16 protein-coding genes and 1 pseudogene are annotated in these 18,417 nt (G+C 58.2%); 10 read left to right on the top strand and 7 right to left on the bottom strand.

Annotation, left to right across the window (positions count from 1 at the left end):
• Window positions 1-29: 29 nt before the first annotated feature.
• Both QF050_RS11330 and QF050_RS11325 read left to right on the top strand, forming a co-directional pair.
• Window positions 30-2,327, top strand: a complete 2,298-nt coding sequence (locus QF050_RS11330; protein ID WP_308930517.1) for a GH25 family lysozyme — start codon at window positions 30-32, stop codon at window positions 2,325-2,327.
• Between the two features lie 388 nt (window positions 2,328-2,715).
• Complete coding sequence (locus QF050_RS11325) at window positions 2,716-3,141, top strand: HNH endonuclease signature motif containing protein (RefSeq protein ID WP_308930516.1); 426 nt, start codon at window positions 2,716-2,718, stop codon at window positions 3,139-3,141.
• Window positions 3,142-3,194: 53 nt separating this feature from the next.
• Here the strand turns inward: QF050_RS11325 and QF050_RS11320 are convergent.
• The 3 genes and pseudogenes from QF050_RS11320 to QF050_RS11310 form a co-directional block, all read right to left on the bottom strand.
• Window positions 3,195-3,347 (bottom strand): annotated as a pseudogene (locus tag QF050_RS11320) (transposase); the annotation flags it as partial.
• A gap of 57 nt (window positions 3,348-3,404) precedes the next feature.
• Entirely contained in the window at window positions 3,405-3,641 is a 237-nt protein-coding gene (locus QF050_RS11315; RefSeq protein WP_308930515.1) for a transposase family protein, read from the bottom strand.
• A 223-nt stretch (window positions 3,642-3,864) separates the two neighbouring features.
• The gene (locus QF050_RS11310) at window positions 3,865-4,269 is read right to left on the bottom strand and encodes a GtrA family protein (RefSeq protein ID WP_308930514.1); all 405 of its coding nucleotides are present in this window, start codon (window positions 4,267-4,269) and stop codon (window positions 3,865-3,867) included.
• A 413-nt stretch (window positions 4,270-4,682) separates the two neighbouring features.
• Between QF050_RS11310 and QF050_RS11305 the strand changes: the two genes are divergently transcribed.
• Both QF050_RS11305 and QF050_RS11300 read left to right on the top strand, forming a co-directional pair.
• Window positions 4,683-6,533: a hypothetical protein gene (locus QF050_RS11305; protein WP_308930513.1), complete on the top strand. Its 1,851-nt coding sequence runs from the start codon at window positions 4,683-4,685 to the stop codon at window positions 6,531-6,533.
• Window positions 6,534-6,698: 165 nt separating this feature from the next.
• Window positions 6,699-7,925 carry a hypothetical protein gene (locus QF050_RS11300; protein ID WP_308930512.1) on the top strand — a complete coding sequence of 409 codons (1,227 nt, stop codon included), beginning with the start codon at window positions 6,699-6,701 and terminating at the stop codon, window positions 7,923-7,925.
• Window positions 7,926-7,984: 59 nt separating this feature from the next.
• Here the strand turns inward: QF050_RS11300 and QF050_RS11295 are convergent, their stop codons facing one another.
• The 4 genes from QF050_RS11295 to QF050_RS11280 are packed head-to-tail and all read right to left on the bottom strand — an operon-like array spanning window position 7,985 to window position 12,191.
• On the bottom strand, window positions 7,985-8,974 hold the full coding sequence (locus QF050_RS11295; RefSeq protein WP_308930511.1) for a glycosyltransferase: 990 nt from the start codon (window positions 8,972-8,974) through the stop codon (window positions 7,985-7,987).
• Between the two features lie 10 nt (window positions 8,975-8,984).
• Complete coding sequence (locus QF050_RS11290) at window positions 8,985-10,406, bottom strand: bifunctional dTDP-4-dehydrorhamnose 3,5-epimerase family protein/NAD(P)-dependent oxidoreductase (protein ID WP_308930510.1); 1,422 nt, start codon at window positions 10,404-10,406, stop codon at window positions 8,985-8,987.
• A gap of 3 nt (window positions 10,407-10,409) precedes the next feature.
• Complete coding sequence (rfbB, locus tag QF050_RS11285) at window positions 10,410-11,408, bottom strand: dTDP-glucose 4,6-dehydratase (protein ID WP_308930509.1); 999 nt, start codon at window positions 11,406-11,408, stop codon at window positions 10,410-10,412.
• Window positions 11,409-11,438: 30 nt separating this feature from the next.
• Window positions 11,439-12,191: a glycosyltransferase gene (locus tag QF050_RS11280; RefSeq protein ID WP_308930508.1), complete on the bottom strand. Its 753-nt coding sequence runs from the start codon at window positions 12,189-12,191 to the stop codon at window positions 11,439-11,441.
• 244 nt (window positions 12,192-12,435) lie between these two features.
• Here QF050_RS11280 and QF050_RS11275 point away from each other — a divergent pair, with 244 nt between their 5' ends.
• The 6 genes from QF050_RS11275 to QF050_RS11250 all read left to right on the top strand — a co-directional run bounded on the left by QF050_RS11275 (window position 12,436) and on the right by QF050_RS11250 (window position 18,345).
• Window positions 12,436-13,188 carry a glycosyltransferase family 2 protein gene (locus tag QF050_RS11275; RefSeq protein ID WP_308930507.1) on the top strand — a complete coding sequence of 251 codons (753 nt, stop codon included), beginning with the start codon at window positions 12,436-12,438 and terminating at the stop codon, window positions 13,186-13,188.
• Window positions 13,188-13,577: a DUF2304 domain-containing protein gene (locus tag QF050_RS11270; RefSeq protein ID WP_308930506.1), complete on the top strand. Its 390-nt coding sequence runs from the start codon at window positions 13,188-13,190 to the stop codon at window positions 13,575-13,577. Before QF050_RS11275 ends, QF050_RS11270 begins: the two co-directional genes overlap by 1 nt.
• 1 nt (window position 13,578) lies before the next feature.
• Window positions 13,579-14,475 carry a glycosyltransferase gene (locus tag QF050_RS11265; RefSeq protein WP_308930505.1) on the top strand — a complete coding sequence of 299 codons (897 nt, stop codon included), beginning with the start codon at window positions 13,579-13,581 and terminating at the stop codon, window positions 14,473-14,475.
• On the top strand, window positions 14,475-15,389 hold the full coding sequence (locus QF050_RS11260) for a glycosyltransferase (protein WP_308930504.1): 915 nt from the start codon (window positions 14,475-14,477) through the stop codon (window positions 15,387-15,389). The genes QF050_RS11265 and QF050_RS11260 overlap by 1 nt, the downstream gene beginning before the upstream one ends.
• A 53-nt stretch (window positions 15,390-15,442) precedes the next feature.
• On the top strand, window positions 15,443-16,306 hold the full coding sequence (gene rfbA / locus QF050_RS11255; RefSeq protein ID WP_308930503.1) for a glucose-1-phosphate thymidylyltransferase RfbA: 864 nt from the start codon (window positions 15,443-15,445) through the stop codon (window positions 16,304-16,306).
• Between the two features lie 62 nt (window positions 16,307-16,368).
• Complete coding sequence (locus tag QF050_RS11250) at window positions 16,369-18,345, top strand: DUF6541 family protein (protein ID WP_308930502.1); 1,977 nt, start codon at window positions 16,369-16,371, stop codon at window positions 18,343-18,345.
• Window positions 18,346-18,417: the final 72 nt, after the last annotated feature.

Here is an 18,417-nt window from a genome sequence, read left to right as displayed (position 1 = left end):
CGGCACCCTCGACGGCTGACAAGTTATCTATGCAGAAGCTTCTCGCGGCCGGCGGCGCGCAAATGGGGCAGCGTTCCGCTCGGGTGCTGCGCGATTCTGCAGTCGCAGCGGGTTCCGGATTATCTACCGAATCTTTGTCCACGGAAAGCACGTGGACCCCTGCAACGGGTGTCCTTGGACTGGACGTCAGCAAATGGCAACCTAACGTAGATTGGCAAGGCGAGTGGAACAAGGGCGCCCGGTTTGCCTACGTCAAGGCGTCAGAAGGCACCTACTATACGAACGAACTGTTTAGTTCCCAGTATCAGGGAGCACGAAATGTTGGCATGATTCGAGGCGCCTACCACTTCGCCAACCCTTCATCGTCGTCCGGCGCTGACCAAGCGCGCTTCTTCGTCAACAATGGAGGCGGTTGGAGTGCAGACGGCTACACGATGCCGCCCGTATTGGATATCGAGTACAACCCGTACGGTGCCACATGTTATGGCATGACACCGAGCCAGATGACAGCTTGGATTCAAGACTTCGGGTCCACGATGGCGGCACTGACAGGACGCCTGCCGGTGATTTACTCAACCACCGACTGGTGGACACAATGCACGGATAACTCTGCTGCGTTCGGGGACTACCCCCTTTGGATCGCATCCTACTTCTTGTCGCCCTCATCGTCGCCCGGTGTACTGCCAGCCAGTTGGGGCTACCACAGCATCTGGCAGTACAGCAGTACTGGGCCATTCGCGGGAGACTCCAACGTGTGGAATGGGGACTATGCCGGCCTCAGGGCCTTTGCTTCGACTATTATTTCAGCGCCTTTCGCAATCTCAAGAGTCGGCGATTTGGATGGGGATGGTCGACCCGACCTGGTTACTCGGCGGACTGATGGGTCATTGTGGCTAAACAGTGGCACGGGCTCCGGGGGCTACCAGGCCAGCCGACTCATCGGAAATGGATGGAACATATATGACGCCATTGTGGGCATCGGCGATTCCAACCGGGACGGAAAAGCTGACCTCATCGCCCGTCGACCAGACGGGACACTTTGGTTCTATGCAGGAAACGGCGCCGGCAATTTTCAACCAGCACGACAAATAGGGACCGGCTGGCAGATCTTCGACACCATACAAGGAGCAGGAGACACCAATGCGGACGGAATACCAGACATAATCGCCCGCCAGCCAGATGGATCACTGTGGTCCTACGCAGGCGACGGCACCGGCGGTTACAGGCTCGGGCAGAAAATCGGTAGCGGCTGGCAGATCTACGACCAGCTCATCAATACCGGTGACTTCAATGGCGACACCAAGCCTGATCTCATGGCCAGGCGACCGGACGGCACACTCTGGTTCTACGCCGGTAACGGCACCAACACCTACCAAAACGCCCGGCAAGTAGGAACCGGATGGGACGTCTATGACCAGATCCTTGGAGCCGGGGACAATAACAACGACGGCAAACCCGACATCCTCGGGCGCCGTTCAGACGGCAGCCTCTGGTTCTACGCCGGTGACGGTATGAACAGGCCAACCGACGGATACACACCGGCAATGCCTCTAGGCTCGAGCCCTGACAGTCAAAATGGTCTGACGAACGTCGGCGATCTGGATGGGGACGGTCGACCCGACCTGGTTACTCGGCGGACTGATGGGTCATTGTGGCTAAACAGTGGCACGGGCTCCGGGGGCTACCAGGCCAGCCGACTCATCGGAAATGGATGGAACATATATGACGCCATTGTGGGCATCGGCGATTCCAACCGGGACGGAAAAGCTGACCTCATCGCCCGTCGACCAGACGGGACACTTTGGTTCTATGCAGGAAACGGCGCCGGCAATTTTCAACCAGCACGACAAATAGGGACCGGCTGGCAGATCTTCGACACCATACAAGGAGCAGGAGACACCAATGCGGACGGAATACCAGACATAATCGCCCGCCAGCCAGATGGATCACTGTGGTCCTACGCAGGCGACGGCACCGGCGGTTACAGGCTCGGGCAGAAAATCGGTAGCGGCTGGCAGATCTACGACCAGCTCATCAATACCGGTGACTTCAATGGCGACACCAAGCCTGATCTCATGGCCAGGCGACCGGACGGCACACTCTGGTTCTACGCCGGTAACGGCACCAACACCTACCAAAACGCCCGGCAAGTAGGAACCGGATGGGACGTCTATGACCAGATCCTTGGAGCCGGGGACAATAACAACGACGGCAAACCCGACATCCTCGGGCGCCGTTCAGACGGCAGCCTCTGGTTCTACGCCGGTGACGGTATGAACAGGCCAACCGACGGATACACACCGGCAATGATCGTGGGCAGCCTCTAGCACTTCCCCAGTGCCAAGGATATTTACTGCCTTCAAGAAGTTGCGAGTGACAGGTGAGTAGGAGGCCTCGTGTTCGGTTTCCGAGCCACAGGCTCCGGCGTGGGCTCATTTCTCTTGGAGGATTCGGTTTCTACGCGACTTTTGGGGCTATGGATCGCGCTCGTGCCGTTGATCACTTCGGCGGGGAACCGTTCGTGTCGAAGTAGACGAGGATGGGAGTCTTCCGACGCGTGCGACTTCCGGGATCGGGAACGTCGGGAATGATGCGATGATTTTGTTGACGAGTTCCTTGCCCCGCTCCGGCGTGCGTGTCTGACGGGCGGGACGTGCGTTGGGGAGGACGCGCAGATCTACCAATACGTGGCGCGCTGTTGACTATGCTGGGACGATGGCGCTCTACCAAAGTCGCAAGGCCAGGGCCGTTCGGAGACGCAAGCGCCGGAAGGATCGTGTCGAGCACGATCTCAACGACGAGCAGTGGACCGCGCTCAAGGCGGCCTGGGGTGGCTGCGCGTATTGCGGCGCGATCGACAAGCCGCTGCAGCGCGACTGCGTCCTGGCGCTCTCCCGCGGCGGGCGTTACACGCTCGACAACATCGCGCCGGCCTGCGGCTCCTGCAACGCCAGCAAGTGCAACGATGAAGTCACCGGCTGGCTGCGTCGTAAGCGGTTCGACGAGCGGGTCTTCCTGCTGCGCCACCTCGAGATCAACACGATGCTCGCACTGCAGTTCGGCGCGGCAACCCAGAAGAGGCCGCACCCACCGATTGACACGCAGCCCGAATTCCAGCCCTTGGCTATTAGGCATGGTTGAAGCCTGGCGGCTTGTTTGTCGGTAAGGTGTTCGGCCCCGATCTGCAGGGTCCGTCGGATCCCGCAGAGCGGGTCTCCCTTTCGGCCGTGGCGTCCGAGGGTGTCCTGCTGGACCCGGCGCCGGACTTCGTCAACCACGGACGATCGGAGTTTGGCGACATGAAGAGCGTCCAGGACAGTGATGGCTTCGGGGAGCTCATCACGAATCGCATTGGCGTAACCGCGAAACGGGTCCAGCGCGGCGGTCTTGATTCCTGCGGTGAACTAAAGGGCCGCGGGTTTTGAGCCATCCTCGGTGAACGTCGTTCTCGGGCAGGCGCTGTCCGGGCAGCGCCAAACACGCTTTGCCCACAATATCGACACGGGCCCGCCGAAACCCGGGATGTCATGAAGCCGAACCCGCCGGCGTCCATGGCCGACGGCGACGACTCCGCAGTCCGGACAACCGGTGACGTCCTCGCCGGTCTCGACGCCCAGGACCAGGCGCCTTCCGGTTGCCATAACAGAGCTGACGTGAACACCCTTGGTTTGCTTGGTCGCAACCAAATCAAAGAGGCCCCGGCCTCATTCTTCCCGCACCACGCCGCACGATTAGCGGCTGCATCTACGGCGTCAGCCTCAGACGGCGCTAACCATGCTCATCTGCGAAGGACACTAAATGGCATCTCGGCCGTCAGCAGCCTCACTCAACTGGATTCCTACAGCTGGATGTTTCCGACGAAACTTACGGTCGCTGAGCCGGGATATTGTCAACAGCCACTTTCTTGCCTGCACCGGACTTGAATATCCAGTGCTTGTACAAGAGAAAGTTCCAAGCCGTCGTTAGGATCGTCGCAATGACTTTCCCAATCTGGTAACCGGCACCCAGCCAGTCAGCAAAGTTGACGATGACGTCTACGGCAAAGGTATTGAATGCCACGAGGAGACAGTACTTGATAAAGCTTACGCTTCTACCGTTTTCGGCACGGAAGGTAAAAACACGCTGAAGGGCGTAATTAAATGCAAGGCTCGTGAGAAACGCTATAGGAGTAGCTATCAGGAGATCAACAAGGAATACCTCATGCAGCAGCATAAGCAGCCCAAGATCAATTACAAAAGATATGCCTCCCACTATGATGAAGCGTGCCAATTCGCTGCCTAGTAAAATTTTCGAATGCCTTCTCAGCACTTATCCTCTTAATTTCTGATCTGGCGGCATCGACGGGCCACGAACGGCGGCAATCATCACTCGCGGTAAGAGTGAGCCCGGGCGCCGGGTAGACTACATTTGCTGGAATTCCAACAGTCATTCGAGTGCAACGGCCGTGAGGCGCCCTAGGGACTAGCTAGTAGCCTACCATAGGGCGATTCGGCAGGGACCATTCCTGCGGTCCTGGAGGGCTCGAAGAAGCAAGAGTTACAACGACACCAGCCCGACCTGAGGACGCACGTTTGAGTTCAGTAGTAGCACCGCCATCTGAAAAGATGGGTAAGAGATCAACGCTTCTGGCTTACGCGGGAAGGAGTGACAATCCCCTTCGGATAGCGGTCATCCTCCTCTACGTGATCGTCGTGATCATGGGAGCTACTACCTCATCCATTGGTATGCCCACCCTGCGTCAGGACCCGGCCCATCCCTTGGGTCTTCAAATTGGAGATGCTTCTCCAATCAGGTCGGATGAGTACAACGCTTTTTCACCTATCGTTCTATCGATCATGGCCACTGGCGGAGCACCAACGACGAGCGTTTTGGCGGCGCCCGCGGACATTACGCACCGCTATCCTTCCGGCGGCTTTTTTGAGACCTTGGTCTTCTTCGACTCCACTTTGTTGCGGAGCGCGGCCTTCTTGCCCGACGCCATGGTGTTCGCTGCCCATTGGTGGCTTCCCGCGTTGCTGCTTTTCCTGTTCCTACCGACGTGGTTTTCACAGCTCGGAGCTGCCCGCCGCTGGGGATGGCTTGCAGCATTCCTAATTGCGCTGTCGCCTGCTGCCTCGTGGTGGACAATGATGCCCATACAGCTGATTGCCTACACGATTGCCGGCTCCAGCCTGCTCCTTTCTGCCTACAAGAGATTTGCCCTGGGGCAGCGCCTGGTCCCTGCACTGCAATCTCTGCTGTCCGGCATATTGCTCGCAGGCTTGCCCAGTTTCTACATTCCATGGTCGCTCGTCCTCGGCCTCCCCGTACTCGCAGCCACTTCCGCGTGGATCCTCGCATCAAGGGAAAGATGGAAGCCGAAGCTGCTTGCGCTGGGATCCGCGGGGCTTGTTTCCCTGGTCTTCTTGGCGGGAGTGCTGTGGGAAAACCGAGCCGGCTTGTCCGCGCTGCTAAATACCGTTTACCCAGGGTCCCGACGGTCAGCGGGTGCAGCCCAGTCCTTTGCGTTGCTTTTCGGCGCGCCGGCGCTCGGAGCAATGCAGGATGTGGCGCCCGTAGGAATAAATCAAAGCGAACTTTCGACTGCATTTACCATAGCTTTCGTTTGGGCTGCTCTGCTCATTGTGTTCATACGAAACCTTGGGAAGTTTCGCGACAACATGGCGATTCTCGTCATAGGAGCCTTCTCTCTCATATGGCTCGTATGGTGCACCATCAACTTTGGTGACCGGGGATCCTCAATCCCGCTCCTGAACTATGTGCAACCGGCCCGGGCCGCCCAGGTTTGCGGAATTCTGGCCTCTATTCTGGTGTGCCTACTACTCGATCGGCTCCCGGCCAAGGTGGGCTGGCGAGGTCCTGCAGTTGCAGCAGCCAGTTGTGCCCTCGTAACCGGCTACGCAGCCTCATCTCTCCAGCAGTCGTATCTGCCCACAATGCCGCGAACTCTGATTCTGATCGCCTCCTTGGCCGTAGGGGCATGCGTATTCGTCACAACCAAATTCCCGACAAAGGTTTGGCCGCTCGTTCTTACGTCGGCGCTTGCAGCTGTTCCCGTTGTTGGAGCAAACCCACTTATATTTGGCCTCGGTGATCTGCGCGTATCCGAGACAGCCACTTATCTGCGCGCGGAAGGCAGACAAGCAGCAGCGTCAAACGGCGTTTGGGCGTCTGACTTCAGCCCTTTCGACACTGTGATGACGGCAAATGGCGTGCCCTCCCTAAGCGGCCTCCAACGCTCAGGCCCAAACACCGAGGCGTGGCAGAAGCTCGATCCGCAGTCCCGACACGCCGACGCTTGGAACCGTGGAGGCGGGTTTGTCTTCTTCGAATGGACAGTGGGGCAACCTATTGATTTTGGAACTGTCGCAACAGACACAACCGTGGTGCGGGTAGATCCATGCGACCTTAAGAATCGGTGGCCGAGCCTCCAAGGCATCGCTTCATCCCACAAGTTGGATGCACCGTGCCTAGTTCCTGAACGCACCCTTACTTGGTCTGGTAAAGAATTTTCCATCTACAAATTCAAGTAACGCCAATTTCGAGCTCGCATTGTTGTCCCTGGCGCCCAGCGATGGACAAGAAATGGAATTTCCCCGGACTTTAAGGACAACTGGAACTTATTTCCTGGCGGCCGACCAGAACTACGCCTGAATTGTCGGTGAAGGCATGCAATTTCCTGATCGGAGGAATTACTTTTGGTTTCTGCAGGCACCAATTCTTTAGTTCGCCGCTTTGGCGGCTTCGCGACTTCCCTTGTGTTTTCGACCGCCGTCAATTTGCTCGCCATCCCCTTCGTTATCTCCACTCTGGGTAAAGAAGTGTGGGGTGAACTGGCTCTGGCGCAGGCCACTGCTGCCATTTTTGGGATCATCGTGGCCTTCGGCTGGGGCACAGTGGGTGCTGCCCTCGTTGCGTCGCTCCCGGCCGAGAAACGTCCTCAAATGTTTGTAGATTCACTTGTCAGCCGGGGCTACCTCTTGCTGTTTGGTGCGCCGGTGATGTTCGTGGTGATGCTGCTGATATCCAAAACAGACCCGTTTGTGGCCGCATTGGCATCGGTAGCGTACGTTCTCCCTTTCGTGGGGGCCTCTTGGTTTTTTATAGGTCAGGCAAAGCCTTGGAGACTGTTCCTATTCGACGTACTCCCCCAAGGACTCGGAACCATCGCTGGCCTCGTGTTGATCCAACTCATTCCGCATCCAATTGTTTTTGTCTTGTCGCTGTTGGTCTTCAACCTGCTGGCGGTCGTCTCTGGTGCAGCAGGCGTCCTTGCCCAGGCAGAACGGCCTCTGGAAGCCGATCTGCGAATCGGCCCGGCGATGAAACGTTTGAAGGATCAGAAGCATGGAGTGATTGCGGCCGGGACTGGCAGCCTGAACAGTAACCTGCCCATGCTTGTGGTCAACCAGGTAGTGAACGCAGCGCTCCCCCAGTACGCCTTGGCCGACAAACTGTTCCGCTTTGCCGTCGCAGGTTTTGGTCCTATTCTCCAGGTGATCCAGGGGTGGATTCCTGAGGCCGGGCGCACGCAGAGTTTGCGCAGGATAGCAACAGTGGCGAAGTTGGCCCCGGCTGCCGGGCTCATTGCCGGCGGTCTACTCGCCGTGCTGACTCCGTGGGCCAGTACGATCTTCTCGGGCGGGGCAATCGTCATTGGCTTCAGCCTCAGCATCCCTTTTGGGGCTATCCTGGCCGGCGTGCTGATAGCGCAGATCGTGGGGCTCGCGTGCCTCATTCCCCTTGGACGGGGGGCAGCCCTTGCCACGTCCACAGCGGTGGGCGCCGCCCTGAACGTTCCCCTAATGTTGGTACTGGGTTTACTGATGGGAGCGCCGGGCGTCGCATGGTCAGTAGGTCTCGCTGAATTTGTTGTAGCGGGCTACCAGCTTATGGTGGTGCGCAAATGTCTGCAGAACCGCTAGGAAATCAACGAGTCACCGTGCAGTTGCGGCCAATGGGAACAAAGCGGAACCAAATTCCCCTAAAGCCTGGAGGCCTTCGCGAAAAGCTCGACAGGAAAGCCAGCGAGAAATTCCAGGAAACATGGAAGCGCGACCTCTCCGCTTCTTAGCCCGGAAACGAGTGTCCTGATGGTACCCATCCAACGGTGGCCAGTCTCGTAGGCCGCCACCGCGTCATCTGCGGCATTGCTCAGGTCCAGGCGTTTCCGCAACGCATCGGCCATGACCCTTCTCCAACCGAAGCTCAAGTCGTTGGCAGCTTGGAGCATGGCGACAGGGCTATCGCTGCCACGGTATTTTCTTGACATGTCCCTGAGATGATTGAGGGATTGCGCCGGGCTCTTTCGACCGGCCACCTCACCCAAGACGTTTCCGCCATGTTGGACGTAGTCCTGGACTACGTCGCTGACCAGCCGTACATCTCCCGTAGCCTTGGCGCAAACAGCAAGCCAATGGTCATGAACCTGCGTTATGGTTTCAAGCCGAGGAAAAGGGAGCGCAAGGTCAAGAAGGCCCCGGCGAAATACGCACAGGCTTCCTGTCACCTGGTTTTGAGCGAGCAAGGACCCGAGCCCGACATTGCTGCGTTGTGTTGACTCAGCTACCACCTGATTGCCGGGGAGCCGCACTACTCTTGCCTGCCCGGCAACCAGACTAACGCTGTCCAGATAGGGAAGCAGGGTTTCGATCTTGGTGGGGTACCACGAGTCATCCTGGTCAGACAGTGCTACCCAAGACGCATTCTCGGGAACTTCACTGAGTACGCGCTCGAAATTGCCATAAAAGCCCAGGCGATCGGGAAAACCAAGAACCCTGAAGCGCTCATCGGCGCCCAGCTCTCGTGCGACGAAATCCTCGACCTCAGCGTCTCCCCCATCTGCGGAGATCAGGCACTGGAAGTTTGCGTGAGTCTGGGCCTGGATGGACAGCAGTTGCGTACGGAACAGGTTCCAATCCGGCTGGTAGGCCGCCAAGGCGATGATGCCAAACGAGTGGGAGTTAAAAGGCATGGTGAACCCGCTATGCCCTCGTTGTCTGCCGGGAGAGGTAGTCTTCCAGAACTTCCCGGGCAGGCCTCGGCACGAAACCGGATGCTTTGATCTTTGCCAGGTCGAGCACGCTGTTCAAAGGGCGCGGGGCGGCTTGTTTGCCTCGGAAGTACTCGGCAGTGCTGACTCCGGTAACAGCCTCACGCGAGGCCCCGGACAATTGAAAAACGTCAGAGGCAATCTGGGCCCAGGACTGCGGTTCGCCGTCATTTGTCAGGTTGTAGGTGCCGTAGCCTCCTGCCGCGAGGAGGTGCCGGATGCCTGCGGCGATGTCGTCGGTAAATGTAAGCCGCCCGACCTGGTCGTTGACCACCGAGGGCTCGACCCCACGTGCCGCGAGGGAAGCCATGGTACGGACGAAGTTGTTGCCATCGCCAATAACCCAGCTCGTCCGGATGATGAAATGTCGCGGTACGACGCTCACCAGAGCATCACCAGCAGCCTTTGTCTGGCCGTAGACACCCAGGGGTGAGAAGGGTTCTTCCTCCGAATGCAGGGCACGTGAACCGTCAAAGACGTAGTCGGACGAGACGTGCACGAGAGTCAGGTCGTGTTCGACGGCGGTTCTGGCCAAAAGTGCCACAGCCGTCACGTTATTGGCCCAGGCAGCGATGCGGCCTTCAGGGGTTTCGGCTGCATCCACGGCGGTGTAGGCGGCTGCATTAATGATGGTCGAGTAGTTCTTCCAGCTACGGGCCAGGAAGGTCCCAGCATCGGTGATATCGAAGTCACTGCGCCCGGCGAACTCAACGGACGGGTCGCCGTCGTAATGCCTCCGCAGCGCCCGGCCAAGCTGGCCGTCCGCACCCACCACCAGAATTTTCTTCGGTGGCATGGGGACGACGTCAGCCAACCGGGGGTGGGCCTTGTCCTTGTCCGATAGTTCTGCCTGGTCAAGGGAGATGGGCCACTGGATGGCTGCCGACTCATCGGCGAGATTCAGAAAGGTGTATTGCCCTTGAGCATCCGCGGACCAATGGTCGTTGACAAGATAGGTGTAAGCGGTGTTGTCTTCCAAGGTCTGAAAAGCGTTGCCTACGCCTCTTGGAATGAAAATCGCCTGACTGGGGTCCAACTCGGCGGTGAACACAGCACCGAAGGTGGGTCCCTCCCGAAGGTCTACCCAAGCCCCAAAAATCCTCCCCGTGGCAACGGAGATGAACTTGTCCCAGGGCTCCGCGTGGATACCGCGGGTAGTACCGGTTTTCTCATTGAAAGAGATGTTGTTCTGGACGGGACGAAAATCGGGCAGGCCCAGGGCAACCATCTTTTCCCGCTGCCAGTTTTCCTTAAACCATCCCCGGTTGTCCCCGTGTACGGGGAGGTCGTAAACGACGACACCGGGAATCGGGGTTTCGTGGGCGGCAAGCTTCTTCGAAAATTGGATCGACATCTTCTACTGGCCCTGCACCTTGTACTTTGCCTCCGTCAGGGCCTTCTGCGGCCGCCACCAGTCTTCGTTTTCCCTGTACCAGGCAATAGTGTCTTCGATGCCTGTGTCGAAGTTGGAAAACCTGGGCTCCCAGCCCAGTTCGTTGCGAAGCTTAGTGCAATCGATCGCGTAGCGAAGGTCGTGGCCTGGCCGGTCTACGACATGATCATAGGCATCGGGCGACTGGCCCATGTGCTTGAGGATCAATTCAACGACGTCCTTATTGTTTTTTTCGCCGTCGGCACCAATAAGGTAAGTCTCCCCGATCCTGCCCTTGGCAATGATCGCCAACACTGCAGACGAGTGATCGTTTGCGTGGATCCAGTCCCGAACGTTCTCGCCCTTGCCGTACAGCTTCGGGCGGATGCCGTCGATGATGTTAGTGATCTGGCGGGGGATGAATTTTTCCACGTGCTGGTAAGGACCGTAGTTGTTCGAGCAGTTGCTGATTGTCGCCTGCAGGCCGAAGGACCGGACCCAGGCTCGAACCAGCAGGTCCGAGCCCGCCTTCGTGGACGAGTAGGGGCTCGATGGGTTGTATGGCGTCTGCTCGGTGAACCGCGCCGGGTCATTCAGCTCAAGGTCGCCGTAGACCTCGTCCGTAGAAATGTGGTGGAACCGCTTGTCGTGCTTTCGAGCCGCCTCAATCAGCGTGTAGGTGCCGATGATGTTGGTGTCCAGGAACGGGCGGGGATCATGCAGGGAGTTGTCATTATGCGATTCAGCCGCATAGTGGACCACGACATCAGCATCAGCGACCAGCTGGTCGACCAGTCCGGAATCGGCGATGTCACCCTCAACAAACCTGAAGCGGTCTGCGGGCAGTCCCTTCAGAGATTCCAAGTTCCCGGCGTAAGTCAGCTTGTCCAGGACGGTAACACGGTCGTCAGTGTTTTCAAGAACATAGTGGACAAAATTGGAACCGATGAAGCCGGCACCGCCGGTGACAAGGAGATTCTGCATTAGGACAGCTTAGCCGCTCGACCATGCCGCTTACCGCCTTCGAAGTCTCCGGGAAGCCTCCAGAAGTAACCGTCCCAGCATGAGTCTGGCCTCGACGATCCGCCGCAGGGAACGAAAGCCGCTCGGCGTCTCGTTTTGATCGTGCAGGCGGCGCAGCAGACTGGGCGCTTCCAAGTGCACAATCGACCGGGCCACGTTGCCGCATATTGCAAACCACAGGTCGTGGGACTCGCGAACATACGCCGGAATGGGAGTAAGCACAGGGATAAGCTCGCGCCGAAATGCCATACCGCACCCGTAATAAGCTCGGTAGCCAATCATGATTCCGAGCAGGTTCGCCAGGCGTCGGGAGTCCATCGCGGATTTGAGCGGAGGTATCCATGGCCGGGGTCCGCCACCGAGCATCGCGAAGTTCGTGGCGACCATAGCTGACTTTTGCAGCCCTTCCAGCATCTGGTTAACCCGGCCGGGAACCCAGACATCGTCCTGGTCGGAGAGGAAGATGAACTCGCCCTTGCTCGCCAGCACGGCTTTTTCGAAGGTCCTGACGTAGCCCGAGTTACTTGCGTTCTGGATCAACCGAACCCGTGGATCGTTGAACTCCCTGATCACTTCAACGGTGTCATCGGGAGATGCATCGTCGACGATGACCAGTTCATCGTTCGGTCCCAGTTCCTGCAGGATGGACGAAATCTGTTCCTCGATGTAGAGGGCACCACGGTAGCTGGCCATGCAGACACTTATCCGGGGGGTAGCCGCAAATGGGGGCAGTCCACTAGTCATGGCATACGAGACTATCGGATTTCAAGGGGGCAACAAGGCCGGCTCGTGTACCGCAGCAGCCAGCGTCCGCGGGAATGCTCCGTCCTGACCTTTGAGTGCCGGTTAGCAGGACGAGGCCGCTAAAGCGTAGGATTCAATGCGCCGCCTTGCCTCACCTGCCTAGCCAGGTCCTGAAGCCTGCGCGGTCAGGAAGGCCATGGGCTGCCGCCGGCCGCCGCCGCCGCATTGGTATAGTTGGGATATTATGCGCACTTTGGAAAGCAATCGTGTCCTGGTCATCATGCCGGCATGGAATGAAGCCGCTTGCGTGGGGACTACCGTTGCCGAGGTACTCGCTCTGGATGAGCCCTACGACGTACTTGTCGTAAACGATGGGTCAACTGACCAGACGGCTTTCGAGGCAGCCGCTGCCGGCGCCTCCGTCATGAACCTTCCCTTCAATCTGGGGGTTGGCGGCGCCATGAGGGCAGGCTTCAAGTACGCCGACCGGCTTGGCTATGGTCAAGTTATCCAGGTCGACGCTGACGGCCAACATGACCCGCGCAACATCCGGGAAGTACTCAACGGATTGGAGTCGGCTGACATCTCGATCGGCGCCAGGTTTGCCGATCGCGGCGACTACGCCGTCAGCGGCCCGCGAAAGTGGGCCATGAAGCTTCTGGCTTTAGTATTGTCACGCCTCGCAAAGACTCCCCTAACGGACGTTACTTCCGGGTTCCGTGCAGCTAACCGCAGAGCGATCGCACAATACCTGGACCATTATCCTGCCGAATACCTCGGAGACACTATCGACTCCCTTGTAGTTGCGATCCGCTCAGGCTTGAAGGTCACTCAGGTTCCTGTCGAAATGCGCCCGCGGCAGGGCGGCACCCCAAGCCATCATCCTGTCAAAGCGGCTGTGTATCTCGGCCGTTCATTCTTTGCCCTTGCGTTCGCCCTCACCCGGAAACGCTCACATCTGACTCTTCCCATTCCAGCTACAGCAGGACAAAAATGATGCCCAATGTCGCCGCGTTCGTGTTGGCCCTCGCTATTGTGGGTCTCGTCGTTGAGATGTTGCGCCGCAAGAAACTACGCGAAAAGTACGCCATTTGGTGGCTCGTCGTTGGCATAGCCACTCTTGTACTGGCAGCTTTCCCACAACTGCTGGACTTGGTCGCACGCGCTGCCGGAGTGCAGTTGCCATCAAACCTGCTGTTTATTCTTAGCATTCTGATGCTCTTGGGCGTCAGTCTCCACCTGTCTTGGGAGATATCCGTGGTAGAAGACGAAACGCGGGCACTGGCAGAGGAAGTGGCAATTCTCCGGGTGCAGATTGAACATATGACTGAGCAGCTGCCAAGGGTGCAGAAGAGCCGAATTGAGAATATTGAGGGTCATCCCTAAGATGCCGGACACTTCCCTCGATATTTTCATCCCCTATTGGGGAGATCCGGGATATATGAAGCTGGCAGTTGACAGCATACTTGGACAAACTAATCCTCGTTGGCGTTTGACGGTTGTTGATGACGCCTACCCGGATTCCACGATCGCGGATTATGTGTCATCACTTGACGATTCGCGCATCACCTTCATAAAGAAAAAACAAAATGAAGGAATTACTGCCAGTTTCAGAACCTCTCTTCGGCGTGCGGAGCAGGATCTGGTTTGTTTTGTGGGGTGTGATGACTATCTGCTTCCCGACTACGTGGAAACAATCCTGCAGGCCCACAGGGAATTCCCGGAAGCAGACATCATCCAGCCTGGCGTGACAGTTATCGACGCAGATGGCAAACCGAGCAAGACGCTCGTGGACAGGGTAAAGCAACGCCTTCTCAGGCCGAGGTCTTCCGCACCTCTACTGCTTTCGGGTGAAAAACTGGCGACCAGCCTCCTGCACGGCGACTGGCTGTATTGGCCCTCCTTAACGTTCAAGACGTCTTCGGTCAGGGATTTCGATTTTCGGAACGAGTTTCCAATCATCCAGGACTTGGCCCTCGTCATCGACATGATCGTCGAGGGACATTCGCTCCTCGTAGTACCGGAGAAGTGTTTCGCATACCGCCGCCACTCCGACAGCGCTTCCTCAGTACTCATCATGAGTGGCTCACGCTTTCAGGGCGAGCGGGATTACTTTGCCCTCGCTGCAGAATTGACCCGCGCCAAGGGCTGGCGACGGGCGGAACTTGCCGCGCGTCTGCGCCTGACCTCAAGAGCCCACGCCTTGTCCCTTGTGCCGGTTCTACTGAAGACCGGCGATGCCGGGGCATTCCGAACTATGGTTCGGCACGGACTGGGAGCGTAATGCCTAACGACCATCCGGTGACGGTGGGCCTTGTTACCGCCTTCAATCCCCCCGAGGGCCTCGTCCTGAACTGCCAAGCGCTTCTGCGCGAATGCACCGGGGTTGTGGTCGTGGACGACGGCAGCGACATCACCGATAACAGCACCTTCGAAGCGCTTAGTGCACTCGGATGTTCCGTCGTTCGTTTTGAGAGCAACAGGGGAATAGCTTCCGCCCTGAATGCAGGAGTCAGGCACGCCCAATCGCTGTATCAGAGGCTCGATTTTATCCTGACGATGGATCAGGACTCGCTCGTTGAGCCTGGTTTCGTCCACGCTTTGGTGGAAGCAGCAAATGACGCGCAGTCAGTTGGACTGAAGGTCGGAATGGTCGCTCCTGCCAACGTGAGCGGCCTTCCCAAGAGGGCGCGGACCTTGTCCAGCGGCGTCACGCTCGGCGACGAACCCGTGCAGTCAGGGCTGCTGATACCCATTGAATCCCTATTGGCAATTGGCCCTTTTAACGAGCGCCTGTTCATCGACGGCGTGGACAGCGACTTTTACCTGCGGGCACATGAAGCGGGCAGGGTCTGCGTCATCGCAAAGGATGCATCGCTCAATCACTCATTGGGTCAGATGGTGCCGGCCAGCTTGGGTCCCTTTGCCATTACCTGGCAGGGCCGGCCCATGATGGTCAGGACCGCGACTTCCTGGCGTTATTACTACATCGTCCGTAACCGCATCTTTCTGTTTCGCCAATATCGAGCCACGCAACCGTGGTGGGCTGTCAGGGGGGTGCTGATGGACCTACGCCACTTGCTTCTGGTAACGGTTCTTGCGAAGGGGCGGCGTAAAAGGCTGGCAGCAGCAGTTCTTGGTGCAAGGGACGGCCTACGTGGCCGCATGGGGCCCTCTCCGTTGTTGAAGTCACAATAGATCGCCCTGTGGCAGTTTTGGTGCTGGCTGCGTAGTGGGGAATGATTGATCCCATGCGTGGAATTATTCTGGCCGGCGGAACTGGATCGCGGCTGCACCCAATTACTCTTGGCATCAGCAAGCAGCTCGTCCCGGTGTATGACAAGCCAATGATTTACTACCCGCTTTCCACGCTGATCCTTGCGGGAATCAGGGACATCCTGATCATCACCACTCCGCACGATGCAGAGCAGTTCCAACGCCTGCTTGGAGACGGTTCGCAGTTTGGGATTAGTCTCACCTACGTCCAGCAGCCTTCGCCCGATGGACTGGCCCAGGCTTTCATCCTTGGTGCCGAACACATTGGCGACGAGACGGTCGCGCTTGTTTTGGGTGACAACATCTTCTACGGCCAAGGCATGGGCACACAGCTTCGAAAGCATGCGGATATTGACGGCGGCGCCGTGTTTGGTTATTGGGTGAAAGATCCCAAGGCGTACGGAGTCGTGGAGTTTGATGACGACGGCAAAGCGCTATCGTTGGAGGAAAAGCCGGAGAAGCCCCGGAGCCACTACGCGGTGCCCGGGCTGTATTTCTATGACAACGATGTCGTCGATGTTGCGCGGAACCTCAAACCTTCTCCTCGGGGGGAACTCGAAATTACCGACGTCAACAGGACTTACCTTGAGCGGGGAAAGCTCCAAGTCGAGATCCTCCCCCGTGGTACTGCCTGGCTGGACACCGGAACCTTCAACGATCTCAGCGATGCGTCGAACTTTATACGCACGGTCGAGAACCGTCAGGGACTCAAGATCGGGGCACCGGAAGAGATCGCTTGGCGTCAGGGCTTTCTGACCGACGACGACCTCCGCCGGCGTGCAGAGCCCCTGGTGAAGAGCGGCTATGGTAGCTACCTTCTTGGACTTCTGGAGGACTAGCCCTTGGTGATGGCCATAGCGCCGCGCCCAGCCCTGTTCTCGTCGTCGTTCCTGGAGTATTAATGAGCTGGTTTTCCATCCTGCCAACAGCCATAGCATGCCTGCTGCTCTTATTTGTTCCCGGCACGCTCCTGATCTTGGCTATGGGGTTGCGAAATCCAGCTTTCCTGGCCGTTGCTCCAATCCTTACGGTAAGCGTCGTCTCGGTCAGCGCCATCGTTGCCCCATATTTGGGCGTCGGGTGGTCAATCCTGCCGGTTGCAGCCGCAACGTTCCTCCTTGCCGTTGCCCTCGTCGTTGTCCGAAGAATTCCTGCTCTCCACCAGCCGGTCCTGCCTTGGCGTGCTGCGTTGACCTGGACAAATCGAATGCCGCTCCTGGCCGGTGTCGGCTTTGGCATCGGCGCACTGTCAATAGCAATTCAACTCCGCACCGCCTTCGGCAGGCCGGACAACATTTCACAGACGTTTGACAACGTCTTTCATCTCAACGCAGTCCGTTACGTTCTGGATACCGGAAATGCGTCATCCATGACGCTGACAGCGATGACCAATGGAGACAACCCGCCATACTTCTACCCAGCTGCATGGCATGGGTTGGCCTCACTTCTCATTCAACTCACCGGCGCCCCTTTGCCGGCCGCTGTTAATGTCCTGAACCTTTGCATCGCTGCAGGCGTCTGGACCTTGGGTTGCATGTTTCTGGTGTGGACCTTGGTCGGCTCGAACCCCTACGCCGTAGGTGCGGCTGGTGTTTTGGCGGCCGGGTTCGGTTCCTTCCCAATCCTGCTGCTGGACTTTGGTGTTTTGTACCCCAACTTCCTTTCAGTCAGCATGCTTCCCGCGGCCTTGGCGTGCGTGAGCCTCTTCTTCGGTAACCGCCAGCTTCGGAACGTCGGTCCCGTTGCCAGGTACTTGTTGGCCCCCATCGCAGCCCTTGGGGTGGCGATTGCGCACCCTAACGGGGTGATGTCGCTGTTTGCCCTCTCAATCCCAATTCTGATTGCGGCCTGGGTTTGCCTTGCAGTCGAACGACGCAGGACCGGTAGATCCGTCAAGCTGACACTGGTCGCCGGACTTGGCCTGCTGGCCACACTGGGCGTCATGGCTGTGTTGTGGAAGATCATCAGGCCTCCCGCTGTGGCGGCGTTCTGGTTGCCCGTGCAGACCCAAGGCCAGGCTCTAGGTGAAATACTGACCAACTCCGCCATGCAACGTCCAGTTGCCTGGGCTGTGAGCGCTCTGGTGGTTATTGGGCTGGTCAACGTCATCAGGCGTCCTGCGACAGCTTGGTTCGCGGGATCGTTCGTCGTCATCGCCGCGCTGTTCGTGGTCGTGTCAGCCGGACCGGCAGGTCGGCTTCGGGATCTCCTGACCGGGGTGTGGTACAACGACAGCTACCGTCTTGCGGCGCTCTTGCCCGTCGTTGGGGTGCCGCTGGCGGCCCTCGGCGCTGGTTGGCTCGTTCAAATCCTGCAGGAGCGGCTGATCAGCAGGCTAGGGCACAGGGTTTCCCCTATGGGCCGTCCGGCGGTTCTGCACAGCGTCGGCCCCATCATATTGTTCGTCGTCGTCGGCATACTCCAGGCACCACCGATGGTTACCGCGGTTTTGTCCGCCCAGGCCAACTACTCGACTACCCCCGACTCCCCTTTGGTCAGTTCGGACGAGATGGCCATTATCCAGGAGCTCGACGACTTTGTCCCGTCCGATGCAACAGTCGCAGTGAATCCCTGGACGGGCGGTGCCATGGCCTTTGCCATCGCCGACCGCAACACGACTTCCAAGCACACCCTGACCACCTACACAAAAGCCATTGAACTCCTGAATGACAAGTTCCGTGAAGCAGCCACTGACCCCGCAGTGTGCTCGGCGGCACGGGCCGGCAACGTCCGGTATGTTCTCGACTTCGGCACCCGCGAGGTTCATGGCGGGAACCACGGGTTCCAGGGATTGCAAATCCCCGATGCAACTCCGGGATTCAAGCTCCTGGCCCAACACGGTGAAGCAAAGCTGTTTCAAGTCACTGCCTGTCAGTGAGTGCGGTCCATCCCAATCACTCCTTCAAAGCTCGGCGCAATTCGGGCATTGAGCCCGTCCACTCGAGGTGCT

The sequence above is a fragment of the Arthrobacter sp. SLBN-112 genome, from assembly GCF_030944625.1.
Taxonomy (GTDB): Bacteria; Actinomycetota; Actinomycetes; order Actinomycetales; family Micrococcaceae; genus Arthrobacter.
The sequence above is the reverse complement of the archived record's forward strand: the minus strand, read 5'-3'. Positions and strand labels throughout refer to the sequence as shown.

Excerpts from the sequence above, each read along its gene's own strand:
- QF050_RS11265 (WP_308930505.1), top strand. The coding sequence starts at position 13,579 with ATGCCGGACACTTCCCTCGATATTTTCATCCCCTATTGGGGAGATCCG.
- QF050_RS11315 (WP_308930515.1), bottom strand. The coding sequence starts at position 3,641 with ATGGCAACCGGAAGGCGCCTGGTCCTGGGCGTCGAGACCGGCGAGGAC.
- rfbB (WP_308930509.1), bottom strand. The coding sequence starts at position 11,408 with ATGCAGAATCTCCTTGTCACCGGCGGTGCCGGCTTCATCGGTTCCAAT.
- QF050_RS11280 (WP_308930508.1), bottom strand. The coding sequence starts at position 12,191 with ATGACTAGTGGACTGCCCCCATTTGCGGCTACCCCCCGGATAAGTGTC.
- rfbA (WP_308930503.1), top strand. The coding sequence starts at position 15,443 with ATGCGTGGAATTATTCTGGCCGGCGGAACTGGATCGCGGCTGCACCCA.
- QF050_RS11270 (WP_308930506.1), top strand. The coding sequence starts at position 13,188 with ATGCCCAATGTCGCCGCGTTCGTGTTGGCCCTCGCTATTGTGGGTCTC.
- QF050_RS11330 (WP_308930517.1), top strand. The coding sequence starts at position 30 with ATGCAGAAGCTTCTCGCGGCCGGCGGCGCGCAAATGGGGCAGCGTTCC.
- QF050_RS11325 (WP_308930516.1), top strand. The coding sequence starts at position 2,716 with ATGGCGCTCTACCAAAGTCGCAAGGCCAGGGCCGTTCGGAGACGCAAG.
- QF050_RS11295 (WP_308930511.1), bottom strand. The coding sequence starts at position 8,974 with ATGCCTTTTAACTCCCACTCGTTTGGCATCATCGCCTTGGCGGCCTAC.
- QF050_RS11290 (WP_308930510.1), bottom strand. The coding sequence starts at position 10,406 with ATGTCGATCCAATTTTCGAAGAAGCTTGCCGCCCACGAAACCCCGATT.
- QF050_RS11275 (WP_308930507.1), top strand. The coding sequence starts at position 12,436 with ATGCGCACTTTGGAAAGCAATCGTGTCCTGGTCATCATGCCGGCATGG.
- QF050_RS11260 (WP_308930504.1), top strand. The coding sequence starts at position 14,475 with ATGCCTAACGACCATCCGGTGACGGTGGGCCTTGTTACCGCCTTCAAT.
- QF050_RS11250 (WP_308930502.1), top strand. The coding sequence starts at position 16,369 with ATGAGCTGGTTTTCCATCCTGCCAACAGCCATAGCATGCCTGCTGCTC.